The organism is Pseudoalteromonas sp. MEBiC 03485 (assembly GCF_004195145.1).
GTDB classification, from domain to species: Bacteria; Pseudomonadota; Gammaproteobacteria; order Enterobacterales; family Alteromonadaceae; genus Pseudoalteromonas; species Pseudoalteromonas apostichopi.
Genome location: NZ_SGBT01000001.1, coordinates 1,486,081 through 1,509,526, shown reverse-complemented (window position 1 = coordinate 1,509,526; position 23,446 = coordinate 1,486,081). Strand labels below are relative to the sequence as shown.

The 23,446-nt window shown below is 40.2% G+C and carries 19 protein-coding genes; 7 read left to right on the top strand and 12 right to left on the bottom strand.

The genetic code is table 11. The features are described 5' to 3' along the window. Window positions 1–27: 27 nt before the first annotated feature. The gene (locus tag EVU92_RS06970) at window positions 28–1,602 is read left to right on the top strand and encodes a methyl-accepting chemotaxis protein (protein ID WP_130052246.1); all 1,575 of its coding nucleotides are present in this window, start codon (window positions 28–30) and stop codon (window positions 1,600–1,602) included. A 63-nt stretch (window positions 1,603–1,665) separates the two neighbouring features. On the opposite strand, the gene EVU92_RS06965 is transcribed toward EVU92_RS06970, so the two are convergent. Beyond that, the gene (locus tag EVU92_RS06965) at window positions 1,666–2,448 is read right to left on the bottom strand and encodes a YggN family protein (protein ID WP_063702994.1); all 783 of its coding nucleotides are present in this window, start codon (window positions 2,446–2,448) and stop codon (window positions 1,666–1,668) included. Between the two features lie 105 nt (window positions 2,449–2,553). Then, window positions 2,554–4,983, bottom strand: a complete 2,430-nt coding sequence (locus EVU92_RS06960) for a zinc-dependent metalloprotease (protein ID WP_130050593.1) — start codon at window positions 4,981–4,983, stop codon at window positions 2,554–2,556. 410 nt (window positions 4,984–5,393) lie between these two features. Here EVU92_RS06960 and EVU92_RS06955 point away from each other — a divergent pair, with 410 nt between their 5' ends. Next, on the top strand, window positions 5,394–6,713 hold the full coding sequence (locus tag EVU92_RS06955; RefSeq protein WP_130050592.1) for a S41 family peptidase: 1,320 nt from the start codon (window positions 5,394–5,396) through the stop codon (window positions 6,711–6,713). Between the two features lie 445 nt (window positions 6,714–7,158). Then, window positions 7,159–8,127 (top strand): class 1 fructose-bisphosphatase, encoded by a 969-nt coding sequence (locus EVU92_RS06950; RefSeq protein WP_130050591.1) that lies wholly within the window; start codon window positions 7,159–7,161, stop codon window positions 8,125–8,127. A gap of 46 nt (window positions 8,128–8,173) precedes the next feature. Here the strand turns inward: EVU92_RS06950 and EVU92_RS06945 are convergent, their stop codons facing one another. After that, window positions 8,174–8,494 (bottom strand): hypothetical protein, encoded by a 321-nt coding sequence (locus EVU92_RS06945; RefSeq protein WP_130050590.1) that lies wholly within the window; start codon window positions 8,492–8,494, stop codon window positions 8,174–8,176. A gap of 42 nt (window positions 8,495–8,536) precedes the next feature. Here EVU92_RS06945 and EVU92_RS06940 point away from each other — a divergent pair, with 42 nt between their 5' ends. The 3 genes from EVU92_RS06940 (at window position 8,537) to EVU92_RS06930 (ending at window position 13,099) form a co-directional block, all read left to right on the top strand. Continuing rightward, entirely contained in the window at window positions 8,537–8,893 is a 357-nt protein-coding gene (locus EVU92_RS06940; protein WP_130050589.1) for a DUF5522 domain-containing protein, read from the top strand. A gap of 181 nt (window positions 8,894–9,074) precedes the next feature. Next, complete coding sequence (locus tag EVU92_RS06935; protein ID WP_130050588.1) at window positions 9,075–11,507, top strand: TonB-dependent receptor; 2,433 nt, start codon at window positions 9,075–9,077, stop codon at window positions 11,505–11,507. Between the two features lie 56 nt (window positions 11,508–11,563). Continuing rightward, the gene (locus EVU92_RS06930; protein WP_130050587.1) at window positions 11,564–13,099 is read left to right on the top strand and encodes a sulfotransferase; all 1,536 of its coding nucleotides are present in this window, start codon (window positions 11,564–11,566) and stop codon (window positions 13,097–13,099) included. On the opposite strand, the gene EVU92_RS06925 is transcribed toward EVU92_RS06930, so the two are convergent. From EVU92_RS06925 to EVU92_RS06885, 9 genes are all read right to left on the bottom strand, one after another. Beyond that, window positions 13,074–13,913, bottom strand: a complete 840-nt coding sequence (locus EVU92_RS06925) for a sulfurtransferase (RefSeq protein ID WP_130050586.1) — start codon at window positions 13,911–13,913, stop codon at window positions 13,074–13,076. The genes EVU92_RS06930 and EVU92_RS06925 overlap by 26 nt on opposite strands. Continuing rightward, complete coding sequence (locus EVU92_RS06920; protein ID WP_240701302.1) at window positions 13,913–14,983, bottom strand: capsular biosynthesis protein; 1,071 nt, start codon at window positions 14,981–14,983, stop codon at window positions 13,913–13,915. Before EVU92_RS06920 ends, EVU92_RS06925 begins: the two co-directional genes overlap by 1 nt. Before the next feature lie 144 nt (window positions 14,984–15,127). Continuing rightward, window positions 15,128–15,535: an adenylyltransferase/cytidyltransferase family protein gene (locus EVU92_RS06915; RefSeq protein ID WP_130050584.1), complete on the bottom strand. Its 408-nt coding sequence runs from the start codon at window positions 15,533–15,535 to the stop codon at window positions 15,128–15,130. Continuing rightward, window positions 15,532–16,599, bottom strand: a complete 1,068-nt coding sequence (locus EVU92_RS06910) for a CDP-glycerol glycerophosphotransferase family protein (protein WP_130050583.1) — start codon at window positions 16,597–16,599, stop codon at window positions 15,532–15,534. The genes EVU92_RS06915 and EVU92_RS06910 overlap by 4 nt, the downstream gene beginning before the upstream one ends. An 84-nt stretch (window positions 16,600–16,683) precedes the next feature. Beyond that, window positions 16,684–17,100: a group 1 truncated hemoglobin gene (locus tag EVU92_RS06905; RefSeq protein WP_130052245.1), complete on the bottom strand. Its 417-nt coding sequence runs from the start codon at window positions 17,098–17,100 to the stop codon at window positions 16,684–16,686. A gap of 2 nt (window positions 17,101–17,102) precedes the next feature. Then, window positions 17,103–17,936, bottom strand: a complete 834-nt coding sequence (locus EVU92_RS06900; protein WP_130050582.1) for a DUF3034 family protein — start codon at window positions 17,934–17,936, stop codon at window positions 17,103–17,105. Further along, window positions 17,923–20,238, bottom strand: a complete 2,316-nt coding sequence (locus EVU92_RS06895; protein WP_130050581.1) for an EAL domain-containing protein — start codon at window positions 20,236–20,238, stop codon at window positions 17,923–17,925. Before EVU92_RS06895 ends, EVU92_RS06900 begins: the two co-directional genes overlap by 14 nt. Then, entirely contained in the window at window positions 20,228–20,878 is a 651-nt protein-coding gene (locus EVU92_RS06890) for a methylamine utilization protein (RefSeq protein ID WP_240701301.1), read from the bottom strand. The genes EVU92_RS06895 and EVU92_RS06890 overlap by 11 nt, the downstream gene beginning before the upstream one ends. 165 nt (window positions 20,879–21,043) lie before the next feature. Then, window positions 21,044–22,150: a phosphoribosylaminoimidazolesuccinocarboxamide synthase gene (locus EVU92_RS06885; protein ID WP_130050580.1), complete on the bottom strand. Its 1,107-nt coding sequence runs from the start codon at window positions 22,148–22,150 to the stop codon at window positions 21,044–21,046. 217 nt (window positions 22,151–22,367) lie between these two features. Here EVU92_RS06885 and EVU92_RS06880 point away from each other — a divergent pair, with 217 nt between their 5' ends. Beyond that, window positions 22,368–23,441, top strand: a complete 1,074-nt coding sequence (locus EVU92_RS06880) for a CDP-glycerol glycerophosphotransferase family protein (protein ID WP_205987925.1) — start codon at window positions 22,368–22,370, stop codon at window positions 23,439–23,441. The last annotated feature ends 5 nt before the right edge of the window (window positions 23,442–23,446 follow it).

The window sequence follows — 23,446 nt, the reverse complement described above, 5'->3', positions numbered from 1 at the left end:
ACAAAAATCACCTTATTTGCTATCGCTATGTTTATTGCGTTATCTGCGATAGCTTTACTTGGCTTACAGTCTTTACGCCATGCTAGCGAAAGCGACAACATCGCGCGTATCAACCAGCTCATGAAAAGCACTACCAATATTGTTGAGCAATTTGAGTTGATGGTTAAAAACAACCAACTCAAAGAAGCACAAGCAAAGAAACTTGCTATTCAGGTGCTGCGCGAAAATAAATACCACGACTCAGAATACGTGTACGTCGTCGACAACAACTTAAATTTTGTCGCTACCCCACACGACCCTGAGCTGCATGGCACCAGCTTTAATGATTTTAAAGACGCCAGTGGCAACAGCATCGGCCGTATGGTCGAAAATTTAGTGGGTAACACAACCAATAAAATTATCACCTATCATTGGGATTCAGTGCGTGATGGTGAAACGGTAGATTTAACCTCTGTAGTACAAAAAACACCGCTGTTTGGCTGGTATGTTGGTACTGGCATTAGCGCTAAAGAAGTTGATGAACGTTATTGGAATACCGCTAAGTGGTTGCTGGGCCTTTCCATGCTTATTGCCATTGCGCTGACTTTTGCTATTGCTCGCTTTGGTTCATCGCTGACTAATGCCTTAGGCGGCGAAATTGATGAAGTAATTGGTATTGTTAAAAACGTCTCTCGCGGCAACTTAAACTCACATATTCGCCAAGATGCTCCTCCAGAGAGCATTATTGCTGCCATGCATTACATGCAGCAAGGTTTACGTGGCGTTGTTGGCGGCATTAAAGGCGTTACAGATAGCTTAAAGAATCAAAGTGTCGATAACGAATCTCGCTCTGTTGAACTCGATAAACTGACTCGTAGCCTTAATGAAGAAACTCAAATGGTTGCTTCTGCAATTACCGAGTTAACAGCCTCAGCGCAAACGGTTGTTGAACATGCCGAACAAGCAGCCTACTCAGTGCAAGAAGCTGAGCAGCAAGGTCAAAGTGCAAGTCACTTAACCAGCGAGGCTGCTGACACCATCGCGCTTTTAGAGCAGCAAATTGACAGCGCTGGTAATAATATTCAAGTACTCGATGATGAGGTAAATAACATCGCAAATGTACTCAGTGTTATTCAAGGTATTGCCGAGCAAACCAACTTGCTTGCGCTTAATGCTGCGATAGAAGCCGCCCGTGCTGGTGAGCAAGGGCGAGGCTTTGCTGTAGTTGCTGATGAAGTGCGCGGACTTGCCCAGCGCACGCAAACCAGCACAGAAGAAATTCGTAATATGATTGGCAAACTGCAAGCAGCAACCCAAGATGCCAAATCATCAGTGTCCCTAAGTATGACAACCAGCGAACAAACCGTTGAAAAGTCGAAAAAAGCGAATGACGAGCTAAAACGGGTAGCAAGCTCACTCAGCGCCATAGCACAAATGAGCCATCAGATAGCTATTGCTGCAAAAGAGCAACTAGATGCCGGTGAAGACACAGCCAAACGCATCGTAACTATCTCAGACACGGCTTCACAAACGGCTGATGTATCTAATCAGGCTCATACAGCAACCGATTTGATCAAAGGCCTTACTAACGATTTAGAAACTGAAACCGCTAAATTCAGTTAACCTTCGCTAACTTAAAACGAGAAAGCCCAGCAACTGCTGGGCTTTCTCGTTATAAAATTTGCACTAAGACTTTATTTGCACCAAATCAAAATCGGCCATACCAGGCACCATTTGTTGTAAGCGTGATTCAGTGACATCTAACGAGTTCAAACACTCACAGTACTCAGATGCCTTCATCTCTAACTGCTCTGCTTTCTTTTGCAGTGATTTATCAATTTCTTTTGAGATGATATCCATACGCTGCCCCATATCATTGATACGGTCTTCGATGTTACCTTCGCGCGACTTAAAAGCATCCCCTAGCGAGACTAAAATAGCGCCAAGTGAACCGTGAACTGCAGAGTGAATTTTTTGGCTGATTTCTTTGGTAAAAAAATCATCGATTTTCGACAGCGACTGCGGGGCAATAAAGAAAAAGTCATCACCACGCTTAAATTTATCCATTAATGCACGTTCAACATATTGCAGCTGAGTTTTTAGCACTTCAGGCTCTTTGTCTGACATGCCCTCAACAACTTGCTCGATGGCACTTAAGCCAAGGTTTACACCATCTGTTGCCAGGTCAACAAGTTCAGGGACGGTTTGTCTGATCCCTCGGCTGAACTGCTCAACGACTTTGCTTTCTTCGGGACTTAAATCAACCCAATAACCTCGTATAAACAATTGGTTATCGTTGTTAATTTGCACGCGAGTTTGACCCTTATCAACAATACGAATGACATCATCGGTAATGATTAAGCCATGGCTTAGCTCTACATCACATTGTTTTTTTTCTAAGGTTGCGTAGCTGGAAAAGCTAGAGAATGTAATGGCCGCTGCTAACAACGAGCGAGAAAAGAACGCCATATACACCTCAAAAAGACAAAAAAGGAAGGCCGCTAGATTAGCAAATATCCAATTTTATGCAAGTAAAACGCCTAGCTATGCTAGGCGCTTTGAAGTAAAAATGGATTAAATTGGTGAGCCCGGTGGCATTGGCAACACTTTAAAGTTTGCAGGCCATTCACCGCTTTCTAAAAAGAGACTGATTTGCTCACTTAAATATTGCTTAAATGCACTGTTCCCAACGGATGCACTGCCTAGCATTGATTCTTGCTGGTAACTCTTTGCGAGTTTAGCTAAGTAATAACGCAATTGAGCTTGTACTTCGGGTGCCACTTCATTGCTTGCAACTAAGTCAGCAAATTGTTTCGCTGTTAAAAGCTGCACACGTTGGCTAATTTTACCAGCCATCCCTGAAGCAACCTGTTGTTCGAAAATTTGCTGATAAGTTTGTGCTAATAGTGCATCTAAACCATAAAATGCATCACTTCGTGCTTGTTGCTGCGCTAAACGGTTAATGCGTTGGCTATTAAAAAGTAGGCTCAAACTATGTGCAGCTGCAACCTCTGGCAGTGCCATCGCATCAAGCGTTAGTCCTGTACGACCAACAATGCTCTCCCGTGATTTTGATTCACCATAGGCTTTTGGTGGAATAAGCGCTAATACCGACTCAGGTAAAACAAGGTTCTCAGCTTTTAATGTCGCAAGCATAGCATCCACTGCAGCTTGTTGTGTTTGCTTTGCAACAACCTGTGCCCCTTTAGGTTGTGAGCCATCACGCACTTCGTATTCGTAATTCACGCCAGCAATTAGCTTAACAGCAGCTTCAACTTGATAGCGATGGAATAGATAAAGCGGCACCAGCATTTCTTCTAATTGCGACAAAGCAGTGCCTGTTTTGATGTTTTCTATACCAAAGTTAGTCAGCGCTTGCTTACGAACATCAAGTACTCGCATTAGCTCATCACTTGGTGAACGACCATTATCCCATAAATGCCCTGTTGGATGAGCACCACCTTGAGCGCGGGCATCACTGTCTGAGATAAACTCCAGCCCTTTGTTTTTATTCTCAGCTAAAATTGCGGCCAATTGCTGTGCTTCATCTTGATTTGTGAAATCGCTATAACCGTATTTAACAACTTGGGTATCCCAAACGCCCATACCAGAAGCATAGCCTCGGCTAACATCTAACTTACCTTGTTCATTAAAGCTAAGTAGCGGGTGTGGATAATCCATCACAGAGGCTCTATCTGCCACTGAGGCTGCAAAGTTATGAGAAATACCTAAAGTATGACCCACTTCATGAGCACTTAACTGACGAATACGATCAAGTGCCATTGCTTGTAAGCGCTTAGCCACTTCATTCCCTTCAAAATAAGGTGCAGCTAATGCTTCTGCAATTAAGATGTCTTGACGAACACGTAATGAACCCAGAGTCACATGGCCTTTTATAATTTCGCCTGTCCGCGGGTCAATCACAGAGCTACCATACGACCAACCACGCGTTGCACGGTGCACCCATTGGATCACGTTGTAGCGTACATCCATAGGGTCGGCATCATCTGGTAGCACTTTAACTATAAAAGCATTCTTGTAGCCTGCTGCGTTAAATGCATCATTCCACCATTTAGCACCATCAAGTAATGCTGATTTAACTGGCTCAGGTACGCCCGGATCTAAATAATAAACTATCGGCTCAACGGGTTCGCTGATTGGTAGGCTTGGATCTTTTTTCGCTAAACGATGGCGAGGGATGTAACGCACATACATAGACTCACCCAGCGCAGCCGCATAGTCTTTATGTTCAATACTCCAGAAACCTGCTTGAGGGTGGAACTTACGCGGGGTGTAGTTATCATCAGGCAGTTCAATTAATGAATGATGCATATGCACCGTTAGCGCGTAAGGGTCTGCACTTACTTGGCGAACATACTTACCAGGCTTATTACCTTGAAAAGTAAGTACTGCTTCTAATTCAGTATTTTTTTCAAATGCTTTTGAGCGTGCTAAATAAACCGCACTGCGGTTGCTATCTAAGTTAAAACTTCCCTGCCCAGTTGCCGATAAACGACGGCTCACACCATGAACATCGCTTAATAAATAAGGTGTGTAATCCACTAATACGGCGGTTTCTGACTGAGCAACAACACTAAACCCTGCTAAGATACTTGATGCAAATGCCTCTTTAATACTTTGTTGTTCCGCAAGGTTATTAGTGTTAGCACGGTAATAAGTATTTATGGCTCTTAACATCACCTTATCGCCAAAACGTTCAAACTGAACTAAGTGAGTATCACCTAGCTGACCGCGATCTAAGCCAATATCGTTTGAACCGACACCATAAGGTAAGCTTTGTTGTAATAAAAATTGCTGCTCGAGTTTATCCACCTCAAGATACAATTTGCCGTTTTCTGTATCGTAGTAAAATGAAAAATAGCCAGAAAAATGAGTCATTTTTTCTGTAAAATCATTTATAGACTTAATTGCTGCGTGTGCTTGAGTTATCATAGTAAGTAGCACAGCTAAGAGCAGATATCGTAGTAATGGTATTTTTTGCATAATCTTATCTTTGTTATTCGCGTTTTAAATACTGTATAGGTATTAAGCAGTATAAAGTACCGCCCAGAAAAATCAGCTATTTAAGACGAAATTCAGCGCTTGCTAAGATATTCTCTCACCCACTAGGAATAACAACGACTTGAGAATAAATGAAAAGCCTAATTTAACGTCACCAAAGGCCTATTTTACCGCTTTAATAGGTCAAATTTTGCTTTTGTCGAGTTTCATGATGGCTTCTTTTCAGTGAGATTAAATAATTTAAAATTCATTCGTCTAACACAATGATTTTATCAATATTTTCAGTAGCATGGACCTTTATTTTCGCCCCAAGATTTGGGACTGACAGAATACAATTAGCTTGAAAAGCTTGAGCTCATTGAGGCTAACCAACTGCCTGATTAGGAGGAAAGATGAAAAAAGGAATTTTGGTGGTGATTTTGTTTTTTAATATGCTTCTCGTTGCTTGTGTAAACACCAATGTGGGCACGACAATGGAAGGCGCTCAATACATAGCAAAAACAGACTATGGCGATTATCGATTCAACGGCTATCAAGCTCACAATATATTGGTCTCAGAGAAAGGTCTTTTACAGCAGGCTATAGGTCTCTGGAAAGCTTGGCTGCTATCGGTTACAACAACATTTAATTCATCTGGAGAGTTGATCTACCTAGATATGTCAAGCCAAAACAACGGAAGTTACTTTTTGTTTGACTCACTAGATTCAATCAAGCAGGAAGAAGAAGGTATTAAGCTGGTTAAAAATGATAAAACGGTGGCAACCATCTCAGCAACAGGTAAGCCAGCTGAGGCTATTCATTACAACCAATTATACGACAACATTAAAGACACTTTGGTACGGACCTACTACCACCCAAAGGACCTTAATGAAACATGGTTTACCAATTACCTAAATGAATTAAAAGAAAGCATAAATCGTTCAAAAGACGATGTGGCGCTGTTGGCACATGCTTTTGTGTTATCACGGGAGCTCCCTGTAAGTCATATTAGCTTATCTCGCTTTGATCAGTGTCAAACTCCACTCCCCCAATCAACTGGAATTACTCTTGAGCGGCTTACTGAACATACCCTTTTAGTATCAGTGAAGCATTTTTTTGAGCAATTTCATGTTGGCAGTGAAATAAAAACAATGCTCAAGCAGGAACCTGCAATTAAAAATGTGATCATTGATTTAACACAGGCGTCTGGCGGTGATCTATCAGCTATGAAATTAGCCGAAGCATTCAGTGCCAAGAGTCTTCAAGGTGGTTATTTTGTTTCGGGAAAATGGTGGCATGAACACTCTGCACCACCCAGCCAACAGGAAACTAATCGTTCTAAGGTGGCAGACTCAGATATTAGTATTGAGCAATTCAATCAACTAGTGGCTGATCATGCCATTATTTCTGTTCAAACTAAGGAAACCGAGTCTGATTTTGATGGAAAAGTTTTTATATTAACAAGCAACAAAACTGGCAGTGCCGCAGAAGCATTTGCGGCCGTAATGCAATATCATAATAAAGCCATATTAGTTGGACAAAATACTGCTGGGGCGATGCTAACATCAATCAGGCAATGTGTTGGTGATGGCTGGATACTTCAATTACCTGTTGCCGATTATTACCTCCCTAATGGACAGCGACTGGAAGGACAACCAACAGTTCCCAATATTATTACAGAACCATCTCAACAATTGTCAACAGTGACACAAGTGCTAGCTGAAACATTTTAATAATTTCGCAATAACTCCCGTCCAATCTGGTAAGAGAAGATAGCCGGCGGTGGGAGTTCTAAGTGCGCTGCTAAACAAAGTAACTACCCCGAGCTTCGTATAAAAATTACTAATTCGAAGTTAACTGTCAGGCGTTCTTCACTTGGTCCAATTTGAAAAATAGCCTGAAAAATGAGTCATTTTTTCAGTAAAATCATTTATAGACTTAATTGCTGCGTGTGCTTGAGTTATCATAGTAAGTAGCACAGCTAAGAGCAGATATCGTAGTAATGGTATTTTTTGCATAATCTTATCTTTGTTATTCGCGTTTTAAATACTGTATAGGTATTAAGCAGTATAAAGTACCGCCAAGAAAAATCAGCTATTTAAGACGAAATTCAGCGCTTGCTAAGACATTCTCTCTCACACTAAAAATGTCTGGCTACAACGTTATCAGGAAAATAGAATGCGTAGACTCCCACCGGTATTGTTAGAAGATGGTTGCCCTCGTGAACTGATCTCATTGATCAGAACGGTACTTGCGGCATGTAAAGAGATTTCATTTCGTGTTGGTCAAGGCGCCCTATCTGGCGTATTAGGCTCAACCCTAGACGAAAACATTCAGGGTGAAACACAGAAAAAACTCGACGTTCTAACTAACCAACTTTTAAAAGATATTTTATTAGAATCGGGCTACGTAAAAGCCATTGCCTCTGAAGAAGAAGACTTCACCGTTGCGGGTAACCCTAATGCCAACTACATTGTTGCATTCGACCCACTTGATGGTTCATCAAATACAGATATCAACTCACTCGTTGGTACGATTTTCTCAATTATGGCGGCGCCTGAAGGTGCAGATCCGGCCGACCCAAGTATCTTTATGCAACCGGGTAAAAACCAAGTAGCGGCTGGTTACGTGTTATATGGCCCATCAACGGTGCTAGCATTAACAACAGGCAAAGGTACACGCTTTTTCACCTTAGATAAAACTCACGGTACCTTCTTATTAACAGAAGACTTTGCAAAAGTACCTGAAGATACTAGCGAATTTGCTATCAATGCTTCAAACCAACGTCATTGGCAGCCAGCGATGCAAAATTACATCAATGACTTAATTGCTGGTGACACAGGCCCGCGTGGTCGTAACTTCAACATGCGCTGGATTGCTGCAATGGTGGGTGATGTGCACCGTGTATTATGTCGTGGTGGTATTTTTACTTACCCAACCGACACGAAAGATCCAAATAAACCTAACAAATTACGTTTATTATACGAAGCAAACCCAATGGCAATGTTAATCGAACAAGCTGGCGGTATAGCCTCTACTGGTACTGAGCGCATCATGGATATTCAACCTGATGCAATCCACCAACGTGTGGCGGTGATCTTAGGTTCGAAAAACGAAGTTGAAACCTGTTTAAACTACCATAAATAGCAATAAGCAAATGCCTTAAGCTAAATAAGCTTAGGGCTAAAAGAAGCTATTTCATCACTTCTAATAGCTTCTTTAGCGTACTTTTACTCAATTCACCCATTTGCTCGTTATTGCTTAAAGCGTAAATAGCCCCTTCTACGGCACTTTCGTCTATGTCTTGTCGTGACTCTAGTACGTTCGCCCAAAGTTCTAATTCATCAATATCTATTTCGCCGTTAATAGCACGCTGTAGAACCTGACAGAACACTTCTTGCGTTAGAATATACACATCATCTTGGATGTCAGGAGTGCTTGTAATAACTGAAATTGCCTCAAATCGATTATCACCAAAACGAGCAAACTCTCCTAATGCGTCTAATTTATCCATTTGCTATGCTTACCTTTTCAATCTCAAAGCACCTTTTAATTAATGACAACCCTTACATGCTCACGATGCAAAGCAACCCTTAACTGCCAAGCCGACAATATTAATGCCTGTTGGTGTAATGAGCTACCCAACATTTTACCACTCGATGAGACCGCAACAGAATGTTTATGCCGAGACTGTACTATAAATAAAATAAATTCATTTTTATCAGAACTTTACCAAAAGCCTCTTGAACAGCAGCTTGCCTTTGCTAAGCCTTATTTTACTCAGGGTAACTTAATAGAAAACCTCGATTACACTATGCAAAACAATTACATGGTATTTAGCCGCTGGTTCTTTTTAAAGCGCGGCCATTGCTGTAGTAATGGTTGTACGAACTGCCCTTATTCCGATAGCTAACACCTAAACAGATTATTTATTCAATTATTTTGCATTTAATTGCAAATAACGCATGGACGATGAGAATAAAAATACATTATAATTGGATATAAATTCACTAAATCATCAATTTTTAAGCTTAAATTACTAGTAACGTCTATTTTTTGAGCATAAATTTACTGTAACTAACTCGGAATCTATCATGAACACCTTTAAGCCTGCTCTACTTGCAAGTGCAATTTCTGCGGTTTTAATTAATAGCAATATGGCGTTTGCTGCTGAAGATGCTATCGAAGTTGATAAATCAATTGAAACTATCCAAATCACTGCAACACGACGTGCAGGTTCTGTGCAAGATGCACCGCTTAATATCACAGCCCTAAATGGCGATGTAATTAGCGACCAAAACATTGGTGATCTTGAAGATGTCGCTCGTTGGGTACCCGGTTTAACAATTTCTGATCAAGGTGGTCGTGAAGGTTCTCCTATTATCGTTCGTGGACTGAACACAAATACCTCTGACCGTATTTCTGACAGTGGCACAGTGGCAACTTATGTTGGTGAAATTCCACTTAGCATTGATTTACGTTTGACTGATGTTGACCGTGTTGAAGTGTTAATTGGCCCACAAGGTACACTATACGGAGCTGGTACTTTAGGTGGTGCAATCCGTTATTTATTAAAACAACCTGAGCTTGATATCACCGAAGGTAAAGTAACAGGCGATGTATTTAGCATCAACGAAAGTGACGGTACAGGCGGTGAGTTTGGCGTGGTATTCAATACTCCGCTAATTGAAGAAAAACTAGCCCTTCGTGCTAGCTTAAATTATTACGATAACCCAGGTTACATTGACTACACTCACGTGGTTCTAGAACCTGGCGTATCAAACCCGAACCCTGATTTTTCAGACAGCAGCGATGTAAATGCCAACTTAAAAAGCGTAAGCGATGTTAACGATGAGCAAATCACCACAGCACGTTTATCACTACGCTGGCTTGCAACCGAAGATGTTGATGCAACGCTAAACTACTTCTATCAAAAGCAAGAAAATGGCGGTAATTCGACGTCTCAATACGGCTCACTTGCAGATAGCAGTGCACTACAAGGTATCCCTGGAAAGTACGAAAATGTAGCTCGTGTGCTTGAACCCGGTGAAGAAGAAAACGATTTATTAAGCTTAGAAGTAAAAGCAGATCTTGGTTTTGCTGAGCTGGTATCTGCATCTGGTTGGTCTAGCTATGAGCAATCTGGTCAGCGCGATCAAACTGATCTTCTTTACGATATTTGGTCAGGGTATGCCGACTTCCCTTCTTTTGTTGGCTACACGCACGACACCTCAGATCGCGATACCTTTACGCAAGAGCTTCGTTTAGTTTCAAATAGCAGTAGCGCTTTTAACTGGATTGTAGGCGGCTTCTATAACAAAGTAGAAAGTCACTCAGATGATCGTGAGTACACGCCGGGTCTGACTGAGTACTGGGGTGGCGGTATTCCAAATGTTGAACAAGACCTTGAGTACATTCTAATTTCTGATAGCGAAACCACTGAAAAAGCACTTTTTGGTGAAATTGGCTACAGCATCACAGATCAGCTTGATGTCACTGTTGGCGCTCGTTTTTATGAATACGATGTATCAACAACATCAGGCTCTGCAACCCCGCTTTATTCTGGTGACTTTGATTCACTAGATAATCTTGTTATGGAAAATGTAAGCGCAAGCGATAGCGGTAACTTATTTAAGTTTAATGCTAATTACACATTCGATAATGGTGTGCTTGCTTACTTTACTGTGAGTGAAGGTTTCCGTATTGGTGGTGGTAACGGTATTGCTCCTTGCCCTGATGTATTACCTGAGCAACAAATTGTTTGTGCCCTGCCAAACGAAGAAGATTACAAACCAGATACAACGGTCAACTACGAGCTAGGCTTTAAGTCATCATGGTTACGTAACCGCCTACATTTCAATGCAGCGCTATTTAATGTTGATTGGAAAGATGCGCAAGTTGGTAGCAGTACAGTAAATGGCCAAGAGTTAATTACTTCGAATGCAGGCTCTGCTAATTCTAAAGGTGTCGAACTTTCTACTCGCGCAATGATTGGTGATAACTGGGCAGCTTATGCAACATACGCATATGCAAAAGCCGAATTAACCGAAGATGCACCTTACTTATTTGGCGTATTAGGTGACGACTTAGCGCAGTACCAAAGCTACTATGATGGCGCTAAAGGCGACCGTTTACCGGGTGCTCCTGAGCATCAATTCTCTTTTGGTCTTCGTTACGAGCAAGATATCCTAGGTGATAAACTATTAAGCGTAAACTACGGTATCACAGCACAAAGCGATGTGATCACCAAAGTAGGCTTAAAAGCAGATGGCGAAGTATTACCAGGTTATGCACTAAGTAACTTATCTGCCAAAATTACTGGCGATATGTGGTCTGCAACCCTTTACGTAGACAACTTATTCGATAAGTACGCGTTCACTTCTGTACGTCGTGATAAGTCTTGGGCTGGTATGTCGCAATATGCTGAGCTTAACAAAGAGCTACCTGAGCTACAGCGTGTTTATGGTCACTACACCACCGCACCTCGTACAATCGGTATGAAGTTTAGCTACAACTTTGAACTGTAATTAAATACTCGAATAAAAGCCTTGCCGCTTTTAGGCAAGGCTTTTAAGATAATCTCATGCTAAATACCCAACAAGCGCTTCGCGCTAATATCCAACAGTTGTTAGCCAACAAGCAACTACATGATGCACATCATCTACTTGTGCAGCGCCTAAAGCAAAATCCTGAAGACCACGTTTGTTACTTTTTACTGAGCGAAGTCAACACTGCAGCGGGCGATATCAACAAAGCCATTAAGCTGCTTGAAAAAGCGCTTAATTTAGCGCCTTTGCCGATATATCATTTAGCACTTGCCAAGCTGTATGTACTGTTAGGTAAAGTAAGTAATGCGGCTGTGCATTATCAAGACGCTTTGCAAACAGCTGACTTTAGTGCCGCTGACTTTGATACACTAGCCAATATTGCTAACCGTTTAGGGCATTATGAAGACGCCTTTAGCTTTCAAAAGTCGGCTTACCAACGCAATAAATATAACCCACAAATTAGCTATAATTTGGCGGTATCATATAAAATTCACGGACTGTTTGATGAAGCAAAAAGTTTGCTACAGCAACTTACTACCCAGCAACCTAACTTTTATCAAGCTCATTACTCACAGGCTGAACTAAATACTGATGTAGAGTCGAAGCTACATATCCAGAAACTACAAACCTTGGCGAATAAAGAAAAAAGCATTATTGATCAACAAGTGTATTTTCATAGTCTTGCTCTTAATTATGAGCACCTTAATGACTACAAAAATGCATTTAAATACTTTGTACTAAGTAAGCAAGCCATAGCCTATAAACTTAATTATCAAGCCACGCAACATCGCTATTTTTGTCAAAAGCTCATTACTCAAAGTACACAGCAAGTGCTTGAAAGTAGTGACTCTGAGTTCTCACCCGTTTTTGTTGTTGGCATGCCCCGCTCTGGCACAACTTTAGTTGAAAAAATCCTTAATCAAAGTTCACAGCTGCAAGGGATTGGAGAATTAAACGATATAGCGCAATTGATACAACACGCCACGCAATCGGCTCGAGTGATTGATAGCGAAATGCTTGATAAGGCATATGAATCTGAAGCGATAAAGACAGTACTTGCTAACTATCAACAAAGAGCCCAGCTGCTCAGTGATGGCCTTAGAAGCTGTGATAAACAGCCATTTAACTTTTACTATATTGATTTTATATTAGCGGCATTTCCTAATGCTAAAATTGTTTGTATGCAGCGAGACTGGCACGATTGCAGTATCGCCAATTTTAGGCAGATGTATAGTCCGCAAAGTGTGTTTCATCACTACAGTTTTACTCTTGAAGATATTGCCTCATTCCATCAAGATTACTCGGCATTAGTCAGTCACTTTGCCAACAAGTATCCTGAAAACGTTTTTTTACAAAGCTATGAGCAATTAGTGGCAGAGCCGGTTAAGCAAACACAGAAGCTCTATACTTTTTGTGATTTAAGCTGGCAGGAAAACTGCCTAACTTTTTATAAAAACAATGCGGCTTCAGCTACGGCGAGCAAAAAGCAAATTCGCCAGCCACTGAATAAAAACAGTATCGGCAGCTGGCAAAATTACGCTGAATTTATTGATGCGGACCTGTTTCAATAGGTAACTCGTGACGAGCGCCCCACTCACTCCATGAGCCATCGTAAACACGTAAGTTAGAGTAACCACATTCATCGGCGCACAATGCAATTGCACAAGCTGTTACACCTGAACCACAGCTAAATTGCAACTGAGTATGATGCGCTGCAATATGTTGATCAAATAATATCTGCAACTCGCTAAGCGGTTTTAGCTCACCGTTATTTAGTACACTTGCAAGTGATAGACTGCGACTATTTGGAATATGACCACTACGCATGCCTTCACGCGGCTCGGCCTGTTCACCTGTAAATCGCTCATAAGGGCGAGCATCGAGTGTTAGTGTGCTTTGCTCATCAAGTGAGTTAAGTACTTGCTCAGCACTGATAAAGTAATTAACACGAGGGCTTGCAACAAAGTTGCCTTGACCAGAAGCAGCTGAATAGCTGGCTTGTGTTGCAAAGCCAAGTGCCTGCCACTTAGCTAAACCACCACTTAAAACCTTTACGTTATCAAAGCCCATTGCTTTAAACATCCACCACGCACGCGCTGAACTGAATAAACCTTGGTCTTCATAAATCACAATCAGTGAGTCTTGATTAACTCCAGCACGCTGCATATGTTCTGTGAACTGCTCGCTACTGCACATCATACTTGGTACAGGATTGCTGTTATCTGCCAGCGTCTTTTTGAAATCAAAACGCTGTGCATTAGGCAGCATAGCTTTAGGTGCGTATTCTCCCGGTAAACCAGGGCGTACCATTCCAGCATCAAAAATGATCAAATTATCATGGCTTAAATGCTCGTTAAGCCATTCTGGCGAGACTATGTTCTTCATTAGCTTTCCTTTTGCGATAGCTGAGCGAATGTATCTTGTTGAGTTAAGCGCTTTTCAACCGCTTCAACATGCTCAGTTGTACATTCTTTCCAAACACCGGGCAAGCAATACACATGCTTTAAGTAGGTAAAAAATTTATCTCTCAGAATACTGTTGGACTGCCAGCCATTTTGTAGTTTTTCTAAGCACTTAATCAAAGTAGCTTGATCACTTGCGTGTAGTACAAGCTCATCAATGTTGTAACAAGCAAGCCCTAAGGTAAGCACTTTTTTATCAAGTAATAAAGATTCTAAGCCAACGGTCGAGTTAATAGTGATCACGGCTTCAGCGTTATTGATAAGTTCTCGAGTACAATTTCCGTTGGCAAAAACGGCAACATCATCTTTATCGTACAAGTGTTCATAGTGCTTATGCCATGAAGGATGTTCTTTAAAAACAACTTTAAGTTCTGGATCATTTAACTTTTTTACGGCTGAAACAACAGCATCGTAATACTCTTCCATTGACTTAAGCCAAGGTGAGTAACAAGCTATTTGTGTATCGTGTGGAACTTGAAATGGCACAAATAAGTATTTTTTTGGTAACTCAACTGCGTCAAATTTGCAGCGCTTTTTGTGATTCGCTCTAGGGATTAAATCAGGCGCAGAAAATGGCAACTTCCCTTGTGGATCAAAATTTAAATAGAATTGACTATCTCGCGGTACAGAAGCCGCAAAGTTAATACCTTGAGGGTCTAAACTTGTTGTTCCGGGCAATAACCCATTTTCATAAAAATAGGTAGTCACTCCTAGTGATTTCGCAGCTATACAAACAGTAACATTCGGTAGTTTATTACCATTCCAAATAACTAAAGCTTGAGGGGATTCTGACTTTAATAAATCATAATACTTAGCGTACCGACATTGCTCTACAAACTGCATCACTTTAGAGTAAGCTTTGATAAGTAATGGGTTACACCAAAGATCATTTCGGGCTTGCTTACGTAGTAGTTGTTCCGAAATTATTTTACTAAAATCAATTTTAATCGCTTTGCTAAAGTATTTTAAAGCAGTTAACCTGGGGAAGCCCATACAGTGCACTTTACAATTTAAGGGGAGTTTCCTAATTAATTTTTTGTAATAGCGGGCGTGCACATTATTGCGAGAGATAAATAAAAAAGCCATATACTGATCTTAGTTTAGATTGAACTTAAGCGCATACAGCTATTTTATTAATTATAAATGACAGTTTGAAGGCTGCCTTACAACTTCTATTATTTCTGTTGTAGAGATAGAGGGAGTACGCTCTAAATAAATCACATCACAAATTTGCTTAAATTGATCAAACCGACCAGCCCAATCATCCCCCATAACGAGCAAATGGGCTTGATGGTCTTTTATGTACTCACCTTTCAATTCTAGAGAGTGCTCTACAAATACTTCGTCAACACACTTTAAAGAACTAATAATTTTCAGCCTATCAGCTTCACTGTATACAGGCTTTCGACCTTTCTTTGAGAAGTTTAGTTCATCAGAAGATACACCAACTATCAAATAATCTCCCAGTGCTTTAGCTCGCTCTAAAATATTGATATGTCCCACATGAAAAATATCAAACGTGCCAAAAGTAATTACCCGTTTCATTGATGTTCCTCTAAATAAGAAACAATTCTCTTAGCAGAGTGACCATCCGTAAGACCTGCCAGTTTATAAACTATTTCTTTTCTTTTTTCTTTAAATTCGGCAGATTCATTAAAACTTGAACTTAATAACTGCTTTAACTCTTTATAACTTTCAGCACGCGCACATAACTCATTGAAGTATTTGATATCTTCATCCAATCGAGCTTTCAATCTATAAGAAAAAATACCTCTGTATGACCAACGCAGCTTGTAAAAATCACACCAGATAACAGGTTTTTCTAATGCTGCAAATTCAAAAATGGCTGACGATGCATCAGAAATCATTATATCAGCAATTTCTAAAAAAGGAGTAAGGTCAAAATCGAACTCATTAGCAAGGTAAACATTCTTAGCGCTAGCCCACTTCTCAAGCTTTAGGCGTTGTTTTTTATATTTTTTCTTAAATAAACTAAAGAAATGAGGCTTAACGATAATATTAAATTCATTAAAGTGCTCAGGAAAATCATCGCTAAAACATTCTAAAGAACTTGGATAAAAAGTAGGTGCATACAGCAAGGTTTTCTTTGTTGGATCTAGGCCCAGATTTTTGAGGTTAATAGTACCTAGAGTCTGATTAAAAATAGTGTCTAATTTTGCATAGCCACTATCAATAAAGTTACCTTCAGGATAAAGCGTTTTTAAACGTTGAAGTCGGTGTTCACCTTCAACAAACCGCACTGTCATCTTGTTGTTTGATACGTCGTAATAACACTGCTTTGGGCCAATTCCATGCTGCATCAGTACAGTCTTTTTATTTAAATTCTCAGCATCTGCAAACGTATTACCAAATACAACCCAATCTGCATCAGAGTTCTGATAAAAGTCAAAAGTTTCACTCGTGTTTGTTAACCACTTTGCAACTATTGCATTTTTGTCTATAAAATCACAACATACAGCACGACTACACTCATCTTGTTCTTTATAGAAAACCATTGAAACTTTGTGGCCTTTTTCCTTCAACTCCTTTAAAACAGGCAAATACTGTGGAATGTAATATAGATGTTGAACATCAAAATATAACTGCATTATTTACAACTTAATAACTTCAACCAATAGCTATTGTACATAAATTACATTTCTGTTTCAGCCCACAATTAAAGTTTGTTCTAGCTAGATATTAATTACCTCAGGGCGAAGTGGCGCAAGTCTGCTAAGGATTTTATTTTGTACCGTTTGCGAAACGTGTTGTTCATCCATCGCATTGATTAAAAGCTCTACCACACGGTTAAAGTCTTTTTTAGAAATATTCATTCCGGTGTGAATATCAACCATATTATCGCCTTCGTATTCACAAGGGCCATCGGTGACACTGCACAAATGAGTGATAAAGCCTTGGCGAAAATGCGCAACATTGGTTTGTTTAAAATAAGCTAAAATTTGTTCGTCACGGCCTATTTGATTGATAAAACTATCAACTAGTTTTTCGATCCCTTGTTCGCCATTTAGTTGCTGGTATAAGGTGCCGTTGTTGCTACTTGCACAGCCGACTAACATCACGGCAAATACAAACGTAAAAAATGTTTTCATCATTACCAATACCCTGTAACAGAAAGATACCAACCTGTTTGATCCTTAGCCCCAGCAATACTTCCTAAGTCTAACCAAGCAGCGGTGACACTAACATACTTATTGGGAAACCAAGCAACAAACACATCCTGCCAATCTTGCTCCCCTAAGCCAAGATTATTAGACTTTTCCCGATACTCAACACCAACGGCTATTTGATGGGTTAAAAACACCGCGGTAGACGCTTCAAATAACAACTCTTTATCGCTATCAGGGCCGCCAAAACCTAACAAACCTAGTTGATTAGCATCGCTATAACGAAAAGTGGTATTCCAAAACCAGTTATACCCAACAAGCGCTCCTAAATGTAATTTACTAGCAGCTAGATAAATATCAGTACCACTGGTGTCTTCTGCGCCTAATAGGTTAGCGATACTGCCGTCATCCAGTGATTTATGTTGTACACCCAAGCTCAACTGCGGCCATTTACTGTAAACGATATCGCCGTATAAGCGTACTTTTGCCCCTGTAATTGACTGTTCGATATCGGTATTTAATGCGGGAACTTCGAAGCGTTGCTCTGCGTAACTAAATTCAACGCGATCATAAATATTTAGTTGCGCGCCACAAACATCTAAGCTGTAATCACTCACATCAGCGCGACTACAAAAGCCATTTATAGCTATTTCATCATCACTTGCATAGCCTGCAAGCTGCGCCCAAGGAACAATACCACCACCCGCACTACCTTCAACCTGGGAGACACCAGGCGTTGCTAATAATTTACCCGATGCTGCGAGCCCTGAACTTGCAAAAGCAAGGCAAATTAACCCAAACAACCAATTAAGACGCTTCATTGTACACCTCTAACCACTGCAAAAACTGCTCTGATTTTAGTGGTCTACTTAAGTAATAGCCTTGTGCATAATCGCATTTATTTTGCACTAAAATATCCAGTGACTCTTTGTTCTCAACGCCTTCCGCTACAACCGAAAAACCCAGCTGGTGACCTAGAGTAACTGTAGATTGCACTATGTATTGATCTTGTCGTGACTGATCTAATTGCAAAATAAAACACTTATCAAGCTTTAGCTCATCAATCGGTAATGACTTTAAGCGCCCGAGAGATGTTTGCCCTACACCATAGTCATCCAACGAGATTTTAACACCCAAGGTTTTGAGGTTTTCGAGTGCCTTAATGCCTTGATCTTCGTTCTCTATCATATCTCGCTCTGTGAGCTCAATCGTAATTAAACGCCCATTAACATCATGTTTCTCAAGTTGTTTAGCAAGGTGAGAGTAAAAGCTAGGGTATGCAATATCTTGTGCAGAGACATTAATTGCAGCCTGCATGGTAACACCTTGCTGTTGCCATGCAGCAACTTGAGAAACCACTGTTTTTACAACCCAAGAAGTTAGCTCAACAATCACCCCTGATTGTTCTGCTAAATCAATAAACAGCTCAGGCGAAACCCACTGACCATCTTTACGCTGCCAACGAATTAACGACTCTACTTTATCAATACAATTGGTTTTAATATTTAGTTTTGGTTGATAGGTCATGAAAAGCTGGCCATCATCATCAACGAGGGCTTGTTTAAGTTCATCGATTATTGCAAGGCGCTCAAGGTGCTCTTCGTCTTCACCTTCTTGATAATAATGAATAGTTTTATGCTCGCAAGATGCGGTATCAACAGCAATTAACGAGCGACGCATTAAATCCTCAGGGCTGACATTTTGTGAAAGGCAATGCACCACCCCAACACTAAAGCGTAAAGTAATATTTAAGCCTTGAATTAAGTAGCCAGCCTGTAACTGAGCAACAAGCTTCATTACTGCATCTTTAAACTGCTTAGTTTCATCTGCAGGAAGTAAGGTTAAAAATTCATCGCCGCCAATCCGAGCATTCTCACCATTATGATGTGCCGAGTATTCACCAATACGCTCAGCAACTGCTTTTAAACAATCATCACCAATACGCGGGCCTAATTTATCATTGATATGACGAAGACCTCTTATATCTATGGCAACGAGTGTGTATTCAGCGCCTTCAGCAAACAAGTTCTCCATGTTTTCTAACATCGCAGAACGGGTATAAAAGCCAGTTAATGAATCATGGCTAGCTTGAAAACTTATTTGCTGTTCACGCTCTTTGATGTCGTTACCCATGTTGTTAAAGGCATCGACTAACGTGGTGATTTCGCTGCTTTGCTTTTTACCTACAAATTCAGCTTTATAATTGCCACGAGCAAATTGCTGAGCAAGTAAGGTTAGCTTTGAAAGCGGTGTCGTGAGGTTTTTAGCCAAAATCCCACTGGTCAATACGCCTATCACAACCGTAATCGCAGCAAGCACAATAATGGTGAAAAATAGCTGTTCAAACTCACGATAACTCTGGGTTAAATCAGCACTTAACAGCACTGAGACTATGTGCCCGGGCAAGGATGGCAGTTCAACCAGTCGATTTCTATAAACCGGCTTTTCACCAAAAATACGTTGCGTTGTCTCGTTATTAAAATGCGCTAATACTGAATTAGTTTGAGGTTGCTTGGTTAGTGAGGTCTCTACAACACCATCATCTTCACCAATAAAACTCACATCCATTGTGGTAAGGTTTTTTAGCTCTGCAGCAACAAGGTCATTAATTTCAAAGCCCACTAAACTGTAGGCAACAGTACGAGGCGCACGTACCGGCAATAAGATAACTTGGTATAGGGTTTGATCAAGAACAATAAAATTAGATTGCTCTGCATTAATGAGCAATTCATTCATCAGTGCAGAAAACTCATCAGGTGTATGGTTAAATTCAGTATTTGCAGAGACCAATTGCCCAGATAAATCAATGAGCAACATCAAATCAGCATTTATTCGACGACTGTGGTTATTCAATACACTGCTAATGGTATCAGCATCTTGGGTAGCAATAGCTTGTTTAAAACCAAAGTCTGCTGTGAGTACCTTTGCAGCCGTTAATAGCAGGCTTTCTTTAGCACTTAAATATTGCTTAAAAACATTTTCAGCGACATTAATATCTTCACGTAACTTTTGGTCATTAAACCGATTAGTCGACCACCAAGAGCTCGCTAAACTGACTAAACTAGTTAATAAAACGAGGCTTACGCATAAGGCTATGATCCGCCCTCTTAAACTATGTATCATTATCTGCCTTAAACATCTCACCAAACGTATTACGCGGTGCAGGTGCATTTGTTTCAATTGTAATATCAGCTGCTTGTTCAGTTACAGTGACTGATAATTTTTTATTAATTTCACTTGCTTGGTTTGGGTGCCAAATCGTTATATTCGTTGGAACTGAAATATCTTTTAATTGTACTTTGCCATCTTGTGCTGTTTTTAGTGTATTAGCGCCATTTGCTACATAGATATAACCCACCATAGAATCGTGAATATTACAGCCTAGGACTACCACCCCGGCGTTATCAAATAACTCTGGTTTTTCTGGACGGTCAGCATATAGCTTAATATTGAAAGGTTTAGCGCTTGAAAAAGAATAAACATGATGGCGAATATTATCACTATTAGGAAAATCAACAGACTGACCTTGCTGTATTACCAATACATTAGGTGAAAACTGCTTATTAACCTGATCCATCACTGCGACAGGCAACTGCGTGTGCGCTAAATTTTTATTACCTTGTAATTCAATTACAGCATCGGCTAAAGGCTCACCAAATTGATCTCGAACGGTAAATGAAATATCCGCTGCAAATACATTCGCAGCGCAGCACATAAATACAAAAGAACATACCGTGCGAGCACAGTGCGCAAAAAACGTCATAATTGAACCTTGCTTAGCTTAGTTTGCTAATAAGTATAGATTAATCTTAGCTTAAGTTAATGAGAGAAGGTATGAAAAGCAAGAAAAAAGCCAAGCAGTTTTACTAGAAAACCAACTTGGCTTTAATAATATTAACTTAGAGCATAACTAAGTTAAAAACAGCAATTAATCGTGCTTAATTAAGCCGTAATCGTTATCTAATATAGCGATGACTTCACTTCGTGGATCGCTTGGAATAGTGATTTTTTGCCCAATAATTTTACTCGCAATACCAACGTAGGTATCAGACACTTCAAGCATCACTGATTCTGGCAAGGTGTAGTCTTTAGCAAGCTGCTCACGCTCGCCCATACGGTCTTTATTTAATAACACATCGCTGTCTGGCACGTTATTAATTAATAACTGGCGGAAACCCTCTTTTGAGTTTTCAATGATTTTACCGTCACGGTAAGCTGGGCCATCCCAAATACGTGATGAATCAGGCGTGCCCACTTCATCAATGTAGATAAGCTTATCTGAACCATCAATGTCTTCAACATAACCAAATTCAAATTTAGTATCGACAAAGATTTGGTCTAGCTGTGCAAGTTCATCACTAATCAGCTTGAAGCCTTCAACAAGTAATTGCTCATATTTAGCAACATCATCTTCAGACTTAAAGTTAAAAACAGCTAAGTTATTCGTGATGTTTTCACGGGTAATGTTCACATCATCTACTTCAGGAATGTCAGCAACACCTGTGATAATGCCTTTCGTTGATGGCGTGATTAACACTTCATCTAGCTTTTGATTCGCAGCTAAGCCCTCTGGTAAATCAATACCGCAGAAATTACGGGTGCCTTTTGCATAATCACGCCACATGCTGCCAGTAATATATTGGCGCGCAATAGCTTCTACTTTTACAGTGCTTGCTTTACGTACAATCCATACATAAGGATGAGGAATATCAACGATATGATTACCAGCAAGACCTGCTTTATCAAATAACTTAAACCAATGAGATGCCACTGAGTTTAATGCAATGCCTTTACCTGGCACACCATTTAAACCGTTTTCACCTTGCCAAATACAATCAAACGCAGAAATACGGTCAGAAATAACCATAATAGCTAGCTCAGTTCCTTTTGGAACTTGATAACCTTTTTCATTAATTAAACGAGCGCTGTCTTCATCAGTTAACCAATAAACTGAACGCACTTTACCGCTGTGTACTGCACCTTTAGTACGGATCGGTAAATCATCGTTTACGTCTAAAACTTTATAGCTAGTCATGCTATCTCCGAAAGTATTTGGCATGCTCTTGTGAGCACATGTATGGGATTGGGGTTATGGCCGCCTATAATAATCTAGACGCCTTGAAAGCTCAATCATTGCCCGATTATCTACTTACAATTGACCGCACCAAATACAATAAAAACTTAATTATTCTGCAATTTTGCTGTCATAAACAATATTTCGTTATAATATTGCCTCGCAATAGGAGGTTTTCTTGGATTACTTAGCAGCTACAAAAGAAAAAAAATACTTAATGTATATTTCGCAAAACTATTCGTACGCGATTTTGCGCCCATTACAACGGGAGATTTTAGCGCGTGGCGGTGAGGTTAAGTGGTTTTTAGAGGGTGATGAAGTAAATAAGCATTTCTTGCATCCAGATGAATCTAGTTTAGAAACTATAGAAGATGTCATCCAGTGGCAGCCGAATATTTCATACATCCCAGGAAATGTCATCCCTAACTTTATACCCGGAAAAAAAGTAGCTGTCTTTCATGGGTTTAACTCTGGAAAACTAAATAGAAAAGGGTACGAAGATCATTTTAATATTAGAGGCTGCTTTGACCTATATTGTACACAAGGCCCTAATACAACTTCTAGATTTGAGGAACTAGCTGAAAAGCATGGTTTCTTTTTAACTAAAGAAACAGGTTGGCCTACTCTAGATCCATTATTTTCAAAAATAGAAAACAATCCATACGTAGATGAAGGCGATAAAAGGCAAACTCTTTTAATTTGTTCAACTTTTTCTAGAAACCTTTCTCTTGCACCTAAATTATACGAACAAATTAAAGCATACAGTGAGCAAGGTAAGTGGCGAATTTTAATGCAATTCCACCCAAAAATGCCAAGCGAGCTTGTTGATAAATACAAGGCTCTACAAAACGAAAATCTAACCTTTGTAGAGACAGATAATGTATTACCGCTGTTGCAAGCGGCGGATGTCATGCTGTGTGATACTTCCTCTATATTGCTCATGTTTATCTTACAAAGAAAACCTGTCGTGACTTTTTGTAACCAAGCACCTGGAGAACACCTTATAGATATCACTGATGCCGATAAGCTAACTGAGGCAATTGATTATGCTTTCACACGACCACCTGAATTAATGGCTAAAATTGAACACTTTTGCCAACAGTTACACCCGTATCAGGACGGCTTATCGAGTCAACGTGTACTTGCTGCAAGCAATGAATTACTATTGAGCAATCCAGCACTTAAGCCAAAACCACGTAATTTTATTCGTAACTTTAAAATGCGTAGAAATTTAAATTACTGGCGATGGTAACAATT